The following is a 12,537-nucleotide window of genomic DNA, read 5'->3' on the forward strand; positions in this document are numbered from 1 at the left end:
CGGCCCCCGGCTGGGGGCGCTGCGGCCAACGCTACGCGCGTAGCATCCCGTTGACGCGTGTAGCGTCGCCCCCGCCCCAAGGAGCTCGACCCGGTCCCCGCCCGGGCGGTTCCTCTTCTTCCTCCCGCTCCCTTCCCCGAGGAGAGTGCGCCATCAAAGCGTCCACCAGTACCGAAGCCGCAGGTACGCAGGCCCCCGCAGTAGAACTCGAGGGCATCACCAAGCGGTTCCCCGGTGTCGTGGCCAACCACGACATCCGCCTCACGGTCCGCCGCGGCACCGTCCACGCCCTCTGCGGCGAGAACGGCGCAGGCAAGTCGACCCTGATGAAGATCCTCTACGGCATGCAGAAGCCGGACGAGGGCACCATCAAGCTGGGCGGCGAGCAGGTCACCCTGCACAGCCCGAGCGACGCCATCGCGCGCGGCATCGGCATGGTGCACCAGCACTTCATGCTCGCCGACAACCTCACCGTCCTGGAGAACGTCGTCCTGGGCGCCGAGAAGCTGCACGGCATCGGCGGCAAGGCCCGCGCGAAGATCAAGGAGATCTCCGACGCGTACGGCCTGGGCGTGCGCCCCGACGTCCTCGTGGAGGACCTCGGCGTCGCCGACCGCCAGCGCGTGGAGATCCTCAAGGTCCTCTACCGCGGCGCCCGCACGCTGATCCTCGACGAGCCGACCGCGGTGCTGGTCCCGCAGGAGGTCGACGCGCTCTTCGACAACCTGCGCGAGCTCAAGTCCGAGGGCCTCACGGTCATCTTCATCTCGCACAAGCTCGGCGAGGTGCTCTCCGTCGCGGACGACATCACCGTCATCCGCCGCGGCACCACCGTCGGCACCGCGGTCCCCAGCGAGACCACCCCCAAGCAGCTCGCCGAGCTGATGGTCGGCAGCGAGCTGCCCTCGCCGGAGACCCGCGAGTCGACGGTCACCGACGTCGAGATGCTGAAGGTGGACGGTCTGCACCTGTCGGCGACCGACCCCGACGGCGTGGTCCGCGCGGTCCTCGACGGCATCTCCCTGACCATCCACAAGGGCGAGGTCCTGGGCATCGCCGGCGTGGAGGGCAACGGCCAGGCCGAGCTCGTCGAGGCCATCATGGGCATGCGGGACCCGGACGGGGGCACCATCACCCTCGACGGCGCCGACATCAGCCACGTGCCGACGCGCAAGCGGCGCGAGGGCGGCATCGGCTACGTCCCCGAGGACCGTCACCGTCACGGCCTGCTGCTGGAGGCTCCCCTCTGGGAGAACCGCATCCTCGGCCACGTCACCGAGAAGCCCAACAGCAAGCGCGGCGTCCTCGACAACAAGGCCGCCCGCACCGACACCGAGCGCATCGTGCGCGAGTACGACGTGCGCACACCCGGCATCGAGGTCACCGCGGCCTCCCTGTCCGGCGGCAACCAGCAGAAGCTGATCGTCGGCCGCGAGATGAGCCACGCGCCCAAGCTGCTCATCGCCGCGCACCCCACGCGGGGCGTGGACGTCGGTGCGCAGGCGCAGATCTGGGACCAGATCCGCGAGGCGCGCCACGAGGGCCTGGCGGTGCTGCTGATCTCCGCCGACCTGGACGAGCTGATCGGGCTCTCCGACACCCTGCGGGTGATGTTCCGCGGCCGCCTGGTCGCCGACGCCGACCCCGCCACGATCACCCCGGAGGAGTTGGGCTCGGCCATGACCGGCGCCGCAACCGGCCACCTCGAGCACACCGAGGACGGCGAGGAGACCGCCACCGGCGGAGAGAAGACCGCTGCCGAGGGCGACACGAGCGCCGCCGGCGACGAAGAGAACGCCACCGACGAGGCCGCGGGGGAGGGTGACCAGAAGTGAAGAAGCTCGACAAGAACAAGCTGATCCTGGGCTTCGCCGCCCCGGTCCTGGCCGTCGTGGCCGCCCTGGTGCTCACCTCGATCATCATCGCCGCCACCGGCAAGGACCCGTTCCACGCCTTCGAGGTGATGGTCGACTACGGCTCGAAGAGCGACAGCCAGGTCTGGATCATCAACAAGGCCACCCCGTACTACCTGTCCGCGCTGGCCGTCGCCATCGGCTTCCGGATGAACCTGTTCAACATCGGCGTCGACGGCCAGTACCGCATCGCGGCCTTCTTCGCCGCCGTCGTCGGTGGCGCGCTCACGCTGCCCGGCATCATCCAGATCCCGGTCATCATCATCGTCGCGATGCTGGTGGGCGCCATGTGGGCGGGCATCGCCGGTCTGCTGAAGACCACCCGGGGCGTCAGCGAGGTGATCAGCACGATCATGCTGAACGCCATCGGCGCCTCGGTCATCGCCTACTTCCTGCAGGACGGCCGTCTCGCGGAGAAGGAGGGCAACCTGGTCCACACGCCCTACCTGCCCGACGCGGCGCACTTCTTCGAGATCCCGACCCAGCCCAAGCCGATCTACGGCTTCGTGGTCGTCGCGGCGCTGGCCGGCCTCGCCTACTGGTTCGTGCTCGGCCGCACCCGCTTCGGCTTCGACCTGCGCACCGTGGGCCAGTCCGAGTCCGCCGCCCACGCCTCCGGCGTCAGCGTCAAGCGCATGGTGATCACTGCCATGCTGCTCTCGGGCGCCATGGCCGGCCTCGTCGGCATGCCGACCCTGCTCGGCGTCTCGTACAACTACGGCACCGACTTCCCCACCGGCATCGGCTTCACCGGTATCGCCATCGCCCTCCTGGGCCGCAACCACCCCATCGGCATGGTGGCCGGCGCCCTCCTGTGGGGCTTCCTGGACCGCACCAGCACCCAGCTGGAGTTCGAGGGCTACGCCCAGGAGATCGTCGGTGTGATGCAGGGCGTCATCGTCCTGTGCGTCGTCATCGCCTATGAGCTCGTGCGCCGGTACGGCCTCAAGATGCAGCAGCGCAAGGTCGGCGAGGAGCTCGCCGCCCAGGCCCGTAAGAGCGACAAGGCGGAGGTTTCCGCGTGAGCACCACCTTCACCGCCGCCCTCGCCGGGCGACTGAGCAGCAAGAACAAGGACGGCAAGGAGCGGCGCAAGCTCTCCTACCCCGTCGTCCTCCTGATCATCGCGGGCGCCCTGCTCCTGCTGTCCGCCCTGCGGATGATCACGGACGCCAACGACCTGACCTCCTCGGGCCAGTACAGCTCCGCGCTGGCCGCCGCCGTGCCGATCGGCCTCGCCGGCCTCGGCGGGCTGTGGGCCGAGCGCGCGGGCGTCGTCAACATCGGCCTCGAAGGCATGATGATGCTCGGCACCTTCTGCGCGGGCTGGATCGGCTGGCAGCACGGCCCGTGGGCCGCGGCGCTCGCCGGCATCGTCGGCGGTGCGCTCGGCGGCCTCGTGCACGCCGTCGCCACCGTCACGTTCGGCGTCGACCAGATCATCTCCGGTGTGGCCATGAACATCCTGGCCCTCGGCGTCACGCAGTACCTCGCCAAGCTGTGGTTCGGCGCGGAGGGCAGCGAGGCCCAGCAGGCGGGTGGCAACGACAAGCAGTCGCCCGTCATGGAGAACATGCCGAACTTCTCGATCCCCGGCCTGTCGGACTGGCTGAACGACATCGAGAAGCACCACTGGTTCCTGGTCTCCGACGCTGCCGGCATCCTCGACGGCCTCGTCACCGACGTGTCCTGGCTGACGATCGTCGCCGGACTGCTCTTCGTCCTCACCTTCTTCGTGCTGTGGCGCTCCGCCTTCGGCCTGCGCCTGCGCTCGTGCGGTGAGAGCCCGGTGGCCGCCGAGTCCCTCGGCGTCAACGTCTACAAGTACAAGTACGCGGCCGTGGTCGTCTCCGGCGCCCTCGCGGGCCTCGGCGGCGCGTTCCTCGCCATCGGCACGCACATGTACTCCGACGGCCAGACCGCCGGCCGCGGCTACATCGGTCTCGCGACCATGATCTCCGGCAACTGGCGGCCGGGCGGCGTGGCCATGAGCGCCGGCCTGTTCGGCTTCATGGACAGCCTCCAGCTGCGCGCCGGCGGCCCGACCGTCCACGCGCTGCTGCTGCTCCTGGCCGTGCTCCTGGTCGGCGTCGCCGCATGGCGCCTGAAGGTCGGCAAGACGCGTGCCGCGATCATCGCCGGTGTGATCGGCGCCCTGCTGGTCGTCTGGTACGCCACGACCGACACCGTGCCGCTGGAGCTCGTCGTCGCGACTCCCTACGTGGCCACGCTGCTCGTCCTGTCGGTGTCCTCGCAACGCCTGCGAATGCCCAAGGCGAACGGCAAGCCCTACCGGAAGGGCCAAGGAAAGTGACCTCTTCCCCCAACTGGGAGGAGCTGCGCGGGCAGGCCCGGGACGCGATGTCCCGGGCCTACGCCCCGTACTCCGGCTTTCCCGTCGGCGCGGCGGCCCTCGTGGACGACGGCCGCACCGTGACCGGCTGCAACGTGGAGAACGCGGCCTACGGCGTCGCCCTGTGCGCCGAGTGCGGGCTGGTCTCCGAGCTGGTCGCCACGGGCGGCGGCCGGCTCGTGGCCTTCACCTGCTGCGACCGGCACGGCAACGTCCTCATGCCCTGCGGGCGCTGCCGCCAGCTCCTGTGGGAGCACGGCGGCCCCGAGCTGGCCGTGGACACGACGACCGGCATCCGCCCCCTGGCGGAGCTCCTGCCGGATGCGTTTGGGCCCGCTGACCTGAATCGTTAAAGATGTCCCTAAGCGCCGGAGGGGTTGCTGATGCAACCCCTCCGGGTCACTTTCCGGCCCCGGAAAGACCTGAGGACTACGAACTTAAGGAAAATGTGCTGATGGACGCCATTTCCGTGATCCGCGCCAAGCGCGACCGCGGTCGACTGACCGACGAGCAGATCGACTGGATCATCGACGCGTACACGCGCGGCGAGGTCGCCGACGAGCAGATGTCCGCGCTCGCGATGGCCATCCTGCTCAACGGCATGGACCGTGCCGAGATCGCCCGCTGGACCGCCGCGATGATCAAGTCCGGCGAGCGCATGGACTTCTCCTCGCTGTCCGTGCCGACCTCGGACAAGCACTCCACGGGTGGCGTCGGTGACAAGATCACCCTGCCGCTGGCCCCCCTCGTCGCGGCCTGCGGCGCGGCCGTCCCGCAGCTGTCCGGACGCGGCCTCGGCCACACCGGCGGCACGCTCGACAAGCTGGAGTCCATCCCCGGCTGGCGCGCCCTGCTCTCGAACGACGAGATGATGGACGTCCTGCGCAACGTCGGCTCCGTCATCTGCGCCGCCGGCGACGGCCTGGCCCCGGCCGACAAGAAGCTCTACGCCCTGCGCGACGTCACCGGCACGGTCGAGGCGATCCCGCTGATCGCGTCCTCCATCATGTCCAAGAAGATCGCCGAGGGTACGGGCTCGCTCGTCCTCGACGTGAAGGTCGGCTCCGGCGCCTTCATGAAGAACATCGAGGACGCCCGCGAGCTGGCCTCCACGATGGTCGGCCTCGGCACCGACCACGGCGTCAAGACGGTCGCGCTGCTCACCGACATGTCCACCCCGCTCGGCCTCACCGCGGGCAACGCCCTCGAGGTCCGCGAGTCGGTCGAGGTCCTCGCCGGCGGCGGCCCGGCGGACGTCGTCGAGCTCACGCTGGCCCTGGCCCGCGAGATGCTCACGGCGGCCGGCCTGCCCGACGCGGACCCGGAGAAGGCCCTGCGCGACGGCACCGCCATGGACCACTGGCGCCGCATGATCCAGGCCCAGGGCGGCGACCCGGACGCGGCGCTTCCGGTGGCCCGCGAGCAGCACGTCGTGAAGGCGACCGCCTCCGGCGTCCTCACCAAGCTGGACGCCTACGCCGTCGGCGTCTCCGCCTGGCGCCTCGGCGCGGGCCGCGCCCGCAAGGAGGACCCGGTCCAGTTCGGCGCGGGCATCGAGATGCACGCCAAGCCGGGCGAGCAGGTCACCGAGGGCCAGCCCCTGATGACCCTGCACACGGACACGCCGGAGAAGTTCGACTACGCGCTCTCCGCTCTGGAAGGCGGCGTCGAGATCGCCCCGGAGGGCACGTCGTTCACGGCCAACCCGATCGTGCTGGACCGCATCGCCTGATGCGGGCGGGGCTCCCGGTGAGCCTCGCGTGACGACGAACGGGCCCGGCGGAGGAATCCGCCGGGCCCGTTCCGCCGTCCGGGGGAGCTACGACCGGACTCAGGCCGCGAACTCGGTGAGGTCGATGCCGTGCACGACCAGAGGGAAGCCGTGCACGGGGTGCGTCGTCTCGCGCTCCTGCTCCATGCCGAGCTTGTCGGCGATGTTCGCCGAGGCCGTGTCCCCCAGCCGGCTGATGCTGATGACGCGGTCGAGCCCCCGGTCCTGGAGCGCGAACTCCAGCGTCGCCTGCGCGGCCTCGGAGGCGTAGCCCTGCCCCCAGAACTGGGCGCCGAGCCGCCAGCCGATCGCCACGTCGGGAAGCACCTCCGGCAGGAACTCCGGCACGTACAGGCCCGTGAAGCCGATCAGCTCGCCCGAGCCCAGCAGCTCCACGGCGAAGAGACCGAAGCCCTCCTCGTCCCACTCCTCCTCCCACCGCTTGATCTCCTCGGCGGTGGCGTCCGGACCGAGCGTCGAGCCGTCGTCCACCAGACGCATCACGCGCGGGTCCGCGTTGATGTCCGCCATGGAGGTGAGGTCGTCGTCGCGCCAGCGCCGGAGGAGGAGGCGAGGGGTGTGGATCTCGGTCATACGGTCCATCCTGCGCGACGGCGGCACCCCTGCGGAAATCGGCGACCGCCGACGGCCCGTGCCGGCCGAGGCCGTGCGCGACGTCCCATCGCACGGCTTCCGGCTCGTACGGGTGAACGGGACCGGTGGTCCGTCGTCCGCCCTGTTCGGCATGCTGGGATGCGGGACATACCGATCGAGGGGATCGCCATGAGCGCACTCACTGTCGACCACGGCCCGGACAACGGCCGTGGCTGGGATGAGCTCGTCCGTGCCTGGGAGGAGCTGGACCCTCCTGAGGGCTGGAAGGCGGAGATCATTGAGGGGCTCATCACCTTGTCACCCGCGCCTGCCAACAAGCACAACATCATCGCTGGGAAGCTCCAGCGCTCCCTGTACACCGTGATCTCGGAAGACTGGGGCGTCTACCAGACCCTGGCAGTGTCCGTGCCTTCGCGCAGTGGTCTGTTCATCCCGGACCTGGTGGTCGCGCCGGAAGCCGCGCTGATTGAACTGGCGGAGTCCGAGTACTGCATTCCCGCTGCCGCCGCGTCGCTCGTCGTGGAGATCACCTCGAAGTCGAGCCTCCGCCACGACCGGGTCAGCAAGCCCGCTGCGTACGCGCACGCCGGAGCGCCGCTCTACCTCCTCGTCGACGGATGGGCGCAGGGCGGGCCGACGATCACTCTCTACGGGGAGCCCAAGGGGGACGTCTACAGGACCCTCCAGGCGGGGAAGTTCGGCGACGGCATCCGGCTGCCCGAACCCTTCGACCTCGTGATCGACACCGGGGTCTTCCCGGCTCCTTGACGGGGACGACGAAGGGGCCGCCCCACCAGGACAGGTGGTGGGGCGGCCCCTTCGGTTCCCGGTCCGGTCCGGTTACGCCCGGACGGCCGTCCGGCGGCGCTCCACGAGCGCCCTGCGCGTCGCGTACAGCGTGATCGACGCCGCGCCCACCATCGCCAGCAGGCCCAGGACCACCGTGCCGTCCCAGCCCGCCGCGCCGAAGGCCATCGCGCCGAGCGTGCCGCCGACCGACGAGCCCAGGTAGTAGGCCGTCTGATAGAGCGCCGACGCCTGGGCGCGGCCCGTCTTCGCGGCGCGGCTCACCGAGGACGACGCCACCGCGTGGCCCGCGAAGAAGCCCGCCGTGATGAGGACCAGGCCCGCCAGGACCGCGAGCAGCGACGACGTCAGCGACAGCAGCAGGCCCAGCGTCGTCGTGCCGACCGCCAGGTAGAGCGCCCCGCGGCGGCCCAGCCGGCCGACCAGCTTCCCGGCCGCGGCCGAGGACGCCGTACCCACCAGGTAGATCAGGAAGATGGAGCCCACGACGCCCTGGGGGAGGGAGAACGGCGCCTCCGCCAGGCGGTAGCCGATCACCGTGTAGACCGCGCCGAAGACCGTCATGAAGAGCGCGCCGATCGCGTAGAGGCGGCGCAGCAGCGGGTCGGAGAGGTGGCCGCCCACCGTCCGGGCCAGGCTGCGCGGCGACACGGCCGCCGGCCGGAAGTGACGCGCCCGCGGGATCATCACCCGGAAGGTCAGCGCGCAGACCACCGCGAGGGCGCCCACCGCGGCCAGGCCCGCCCGCCAGCCCCACGCCTGGGCCACCCAGCCCGCGAGGATACGGCCCGTCATACCGCCGATGCTGTTGCCCGCCACGAACAGTCCGATCGCGCCGACCAGCGCCTTCGGCCGGACCTCCTCCGCGAGGTAGGCCATCGCCGACGCCGGCACCCCGGCCAGCGCCGCACCCTGCACCGCACGCAGCGCGACCAGCCAGCCCAGGCTCGGCGCGAGCGGCACCAGCAGGGCCACGCACGCGGCGACGCACAGCGAGACGGTCATCATCGTGCGGCGGCCGAAGCGCTCGGAGAGCGCGCTGAGCGGGACGACCGCGAGGGCGAGGCCGCCCGTCGCGGCGGAGACCGTCCAGCTGGCCTGATCCGCCGTCACCCCGAGGCCGGCGGAGATGGCCGGCAGCAGTGCCTGCGTGGAGTAGAGGAGGGCGAACGTGGCGACACCCGCGGCGAAGAGGGCGAAGCTCATCCGGCGGTAGCCGGGGCCGCCCGGATCCAGCCGGGTGTCATCGGAGTGAGAGGAGTGAAGGGACGACAGAACAGAGGCACCCGAGCGCACGATGACGCTGGATGCCCCGGTATCGGCAGGAGGCATGTCAAAACCGTAGGCACCCTGGGCTGATGCGTCCAATGCACAGAATGGCGATAATCGATCCTGTGTTGCATGAGTACAGGTCGCGGCGGTCCTTGTCACCGGGCGGCAACGAAAAAGACATCCCCGTAACAGCCGATGTCGAGGCCGGTTCCTGGGCGGTCACCCTCACGCCGCGGCTCGCGCAGTTCGTGGCCGTCGCCCGCCACGAGCACGTCACGCGCGCCGCGCAGCAGCTCGGCGTGCCGCAGTCCACGCTCAGCCGCTCGGTCGCCCGCCTCGAAGACGACCTGGGCGTCGCCCTGTTCGCCCGTCACGGGCGCACGGTCTCCCTGACCGCGGCCGGCCGCACCTTCCTCGCCACCGTCGAGCGCGCCCTGTCCGAGGTCGACCGCGCCGCGGAGTCCGTACGGGCGGACGCCGACCCCGCCGCCGGCAAGGTCGCCTTCGGCTTCCTGCACACCCTCGGCTCCGAGACCGTACCCGAGCTCATCCGCGCCTTCCGGGCCGACCACCCGCGCGTCCGGTTCCAGCTCGTGCAGAACTACGGCGAGTCCATGCTGGAACGCCTGCGCGACGGCGAGCTCGACCTGTGCCTCACCTCGCCCGTGCCCGACGCGCCGGACCTCGTCTCCCGCCGTCTGGACGAGCAGAAGCTGCGCCTCGTCGTCCCCGACGACCACCCCCTCGCCTCCCGCAAGCGCATCCGCCTCGCCGAGGCCGCCTCCGAGCTCTTCGTCACCCTCGAACCCGGGTACGGGCTGCGGCGCATCACCGACGCGGTGTGCGCGGAGGCCGGGTTCACCCCGAAGATCGCCTTCGAGGGCGAGGAGGCGGAGACGCTGCGCGGCCTCGTCGCGGCGGGCCTGGGCGTGGCCCTGCTGCCCCCGCCCGCCGTCCCGCGGCCCGGCGTCGCCGAACTCACGGTCACCGCGCCGCGCGCCTTCCGCGAGATCGGGGTGGCCTGGCTGGACGGCCACCCCGACACGCCGCCGGTGGCGGCCTTCAAGCGGTTCCTGCTCTCGCGCAGGGGGCAACTGCTGCCCCGCTGAAGCCCCTCAGTACCCCAGGCTCGCCCCGAAGCCGGAGGCCAGCGGCATCCGCAGGCCCAGCGGCGGCGGAGCCGCCAGGGCGTCCGCCACCGGGCGGGCGAAGTGGTGGCCGAAGAGCGTGCCCCGGACGAAGTCGACCACGAGCGCCTGGACTTCCGCCCGGTGCTGCCGCAGCCCGTGCCCGTCCGAGTGGACCTCGAACCGGCACACGTCGCGGTTGGCCTTCTTCGCCCGCTGGGCGAGCCGGAAGGACAGGTCGGGGTCCGTGACCTCGTCGTTCGTGCCGTGCACGATCAGCACCCGCCGCCCCACGAGCTGCCGCACCGGATCCGGTTCGAGCAGCTCCCGGGGCTCCGGCAGCCACGGCGCGACCGCCAGCACCGCGGCCACCGCCGGGTGCCCCGCGGCCTGCAGCGCGGCCCGGCCGCCCATGTCGGTGCCGATGAGGCAGACGGGCACGTCGCCGTAGCGCCGCACCACCTCGTCCGCCGCCCAGCCGGCATCCCGCACCGGGTCGGCCGCCGAACCGTTCCACCCGCGCCGCCGGTAGTGGACGACGTGCGTGACCAGACCGTCCTCGGTGCACGCCCTGGCCAGCCGGCGGGCCAGCGGCCGCTGCGCAGCGAGGGTCAGCGCGGAGGGCCTGCCGGTGCCCTCGGCGCGGCCGCCGGGGAGCAGCAGGGCCACGCCGTGCACCGTGCGCCCGGCGCCGAGCGGCTTCCCCAGCCGCGCCGTATCCCCGCTCTTCCGCGGCGCGTTCGGCCGTCCGTGCGTTCCTTCCGGGTCCCGTTGAGGCAACGCTTGCTGAGCCATGCCAGAAACGATGGCAGAAGGACCGGTGGTGTCCACCCCGCCGACGGGTCACCGTTCCGTATCGTTCGCCGACATCTACGCGCGTAGGGGCTAGAGTGCCGAAATGACGACCGAGACCATCTCCCAACCGAACCCCGAACAGATCCGTCGCGCCCCCAAGGTCCTGCTGCACGACCACCTGGACGGCGGACTGCGCCCGGGCACGATCGTGGACCTGGCCCGCGAGACGGGCTACACCGGTCTTCCGGAGACCGACGCGGACAAGCTGGGCGTCTGGTTCCGCGAGGCGGCCGACTCCGGCTCGCTGGAGCGCTACCTGGAGACCTTCGCGCACACCTGCGCCGTGATGCAGACCCGCGACGCGCTCGTCCGGGTCGCCGCGGAGTGCGCCGAGGACCTGGCCGAGGACGGCGTCGTCTATGCCGAGGTGCGCTACGCGCCGGAGCAGCACCTGGAGGCCGGCCTCACCCTCGAAGAGGTCGTGGAGGCCGTCAACGAGGGCTTCCGCGAGGGCGAGCGCCGCGCGAAGGCCAACGGCCACCGCATCCGCGTGGGGGCGCTGCTGACCGCCATGCGGCACGCCGCCCGCGCCCTGGAGATCGCCGAACTCGCCAACCGCTACCGCGACTCCGGCGTCGTCGGCTTCGACATCGCGGGCGCCGAGGCGGGCTTCCCTCCCACCCGTCACCTGGATGCGTTCGAGTACCTCAAGCGCGAGAACAACCACTTCACCATTCACGCGGGCGAGGCGTTCGGCCTGCCGTCGATCTGGCAGGCGCTCCAGTGGTGCGGCGCGGACCGGCTCGGCCACGGCGTCCGCATCATCGACGACATCGAGATCGGCGAGGACGGGAAGGCCAGGCTGGGCCGCCTCGCCTCCTACGTCCGGGACAAGCGCATTCCGCTGGAGATGTGCCCCACCTCGAATCTGCAGACCGGTGCGGCCAGCTCGTACGAAGAGCACCCGGTCGGACTGCTCCGTAAACTGCATTTCCGGGCGACCATCAACACCGATAATCGCCTGATGAGCGGCACCAGCATGAGCCGTGAATTCGAGCACCTGGTGAAGGCCTTCGGCTACACGCTGGACGACATCCAGTGGTTCACCGTCAACGCGATGAAGTCCGCATTCATCCCATTCGACGAACGTCTGGCCATGATCAACGACGTGATCAAGCCGGGTTACGCCGAGCTCAAGTCGGAATGGCTCTTCCAGTAGGACTGGGCGGGCCCTTTCTGACCAGCGAAGTCTTCACCGGCCGCAACGGACGGTGAATTTGCGGGGAATACCGTGCGACGGCCGGGACTTTCGAGTCCCGGCCGTGTCACTGATTGCGGCGGCCGGGAAGTCGTGGCTAGGTTTCAGTGCCGCTCAAGAATCCCCCGTCGCGAGGACAGAATTCAGATGAAGCTCGGAACCTTCAGGACTCTCGGTGCCGCCGCCCTCGGAGTCGCCTTCGCCGCCGCCGCGGCGGGGAGCGCGCAGGCGGCCGGCGGCGCCGGTGCCGTCGAATCGCTCACGACCACCGCCCGCACCACGACGGCGGGGCTGCCCATCCAGCAGGTCGCCCAGGTCGCCCCCGCGGGCGGACCGGTCGTCTCCGCGGCGGACCGCGCCATCCAGAGCGGCATGCTGCAGGCCCCGGCCCAGGCCGTGGACAAGGCCGTGGCGCCGCAGCTGGCGACGCAGGCGCTCGCCCCGAAGAGCGCGACCAAGGCCGTCCCGGCCGACAACAAGGGCAACGGCGGCCTGCTGGCGCCCCTGTCCGGGCTGCCGCTCGGCAGCCTGCCGGTGTCGGGCATCGGCGGCTGATCCTCGCGGGCCCGTCCCGCTCGCTCGAGCCGTACGACGGCGGGCCGTCTCCCGGATCCGATGTCCGGGAG

At 71.1% G+C, this 12,537-nt stretch carries 12 protein-coding genes; 9 read left to right on the plus strand and 3 right to left on the minus strand.

The window, feature by feature from the left end:
* Positions 1-152: 152 nt before the first annotated feature.
* The 5 genes from AS857_RS27770 (at position 153) to AS857_RS27790 (ending at position 5,998) form a co-directional block, all read left to right on the plus strand.
* Positions 153-1,835 (plus strand): ABC transporter ATP-binding protein, encoded by a 1,683-nt coding sequence (locus AS857_RS27770; RefSeq protein ID WP_107105737.1) that lies wholly within the window; start codon positions 153-155, stop codon positions 1,833-1,835.
* Complete coding sequence (locus AS857_RS27775; protein WP_058045940.1) at positions 1,832-2,938, plus strand: ABC transporter permease; 1,107 nt, start codon at positions 1,832-1,834, stop codon at positions 2,936-2,938. The genes AS857_RS27770 and AS857_RS27775 overlap by 4 nt, the downstream gene beginning before the upstream one ends.
* Complete coding sequence (locus tag AS857_RS27780) at positions 2,935-4,227, plus strand: ABC transporter permease (RefSeq protein WP_058045941.1); 1,293 nt, start codon at positions 2,935-2,937, stop codon at positions 4,225-4,227. Before AS857_RS27775 ends, AS857_RS27780 begins: the two co-directional genes overlap by 4 nt.
* A complete protein-coding gene (locus AS857_RS27785; protein WP_079110679.1) occupies positions 4,224-4,619 on the plus strand; it encodes a cytidine deaminase in 396 nt (131 codons plus the stop codon). The genes AS857_RS27780 and AS857_RS27785 overlap by 4 nt, the downstream gene beginning before the upstream one ends.
* A 95-nt stretch (positions 4,620-4,714) precedes the next feature.
* Complete coding sequence (locus tag AS857_RS27790; RefSeq protein WP_058045942.1) at positions 4,715-5,998, plus strand: thymidine phosphorylase; 1,284 nt, start codon at positions 4,715-4,717, stop codon at positions 5,996-5,998.
* Positions 5,999-6,097: 99 nt separating this feature from the next.
* Here the strand turns inward: AS857_RS27790 and AS857_RS27795 are convergent, their stop codons facing one another.
* A complete protein-coding gene (locus AS857_RS27795; RefSeq protein ID WP_058045943.1) occupies positions 6,098-6,631 on the minus strand; it encodes a GNAT family N-acetyltransferase in 534 nt (177 codons plus the stop codon).
* Positions 6,632-6,820: 189 nt separating this feature from the next.
* Here AS857_RS27795 and AS857_RS27800 point away from each other — a divergent pair, with 189 nt between their 5' ends.
* Positions 6,821-7,420 (plus strand): Uma2 family endonuclease, encoded by a 600-nt coding sequence (locus tag AS857_RS27800; protein ID WP_058047105.1) that lies wholly within the window; start codon positions 6,821-6,823, stop codon positions 7,418-7,420.
* Between the two features lie 72 nt (positions 7,421-7,492).
* On the opposite strand, the gene AS857_RS27805 is transcribed toward AS857_RS27800, so the two are convergent.
* Positions 7,493-8,791: an MFS transporter gene (locus AS857_RS27805; RefSeq protein WP_058045944.1), complete on the minus strand. Its 1,299-nt coding sequence runs from the start codon at positions 8,789-8,791 to the stop codon at positions 7,493-7,495.
* A gap of 44 nt (positions 8,792-8,835) precedes the next feature.
* On the opposite strand from AS857_RS27805, the gene AS857_RS27810 reads away from it, so the two are divergent.
* Positions 8,836-9,840, plus strand: a complete 1,005-nt coding sequence (locus AS857_RS27810) for a LysR family transcriptional regulator (RefSeq protein ID WP_420823970.1) — start codon at positions 8,836-8,838, stop codon at positions 9,838-9,840.
* A 6-nt stretch (positions 9,841-9,846) separates the two neighbouring features.
* Here the strand turns inward: AS857_RS27810 and AS857_RS27815 are convergent, their stop codons facing one another.
* Positions 9,847-10,653: an alpha/beta hydrolase family protein gene (locus AS857_RS27815; protein ID WP_420823971.1), complete on the minus strand. Its 807-nt coding sequence runs from the start codon at positions 10,651-10,653 to the stop codon at positions 9,847-9,849.
* Between the two features lie 103 nt (positions 10,654-10,756).
* Between AS857_RS27815 and AS857_RS27820 the strand changes: the two genes are divergently transcribed.
* Together AS857_RS27820 and AS857_RS27825 are read left to right on the plus strand one after the other, a co-directional pair.
* A complete protein-coding gene (locus AS857_RS27820; RefSeq protein WP_058045945.1) occupies positions 10,757-11,872 on the plus strand; it encodes an adenosine deaminase in 1,116 nt (371 codons plus the stop codon).
* 186 nt (positions 11,873-12,058) lie between these two features.
* Positions 12,059-12,466 (plus strand): hypothetical protein, encoded by a 408-nt coding sequence (locus tag AS857_RS27825; protein ID WP_058045946.1) that lies wholly within the window; start codon positions 12,059-12,061, stop codon positions 12,464-12,466.
* Positions 12,467-12,537 lie beyond the last annotated feature (71 nt).

This window comes from Streptomyces roseifaciens, assembly GCF_001445655.1.
GTDB lineage: Bacteria > Actinomycetota > Actinomycetes > Streptomycetales > Streptomycetaceae > Streptomyces > Streptomyces aureoversilis.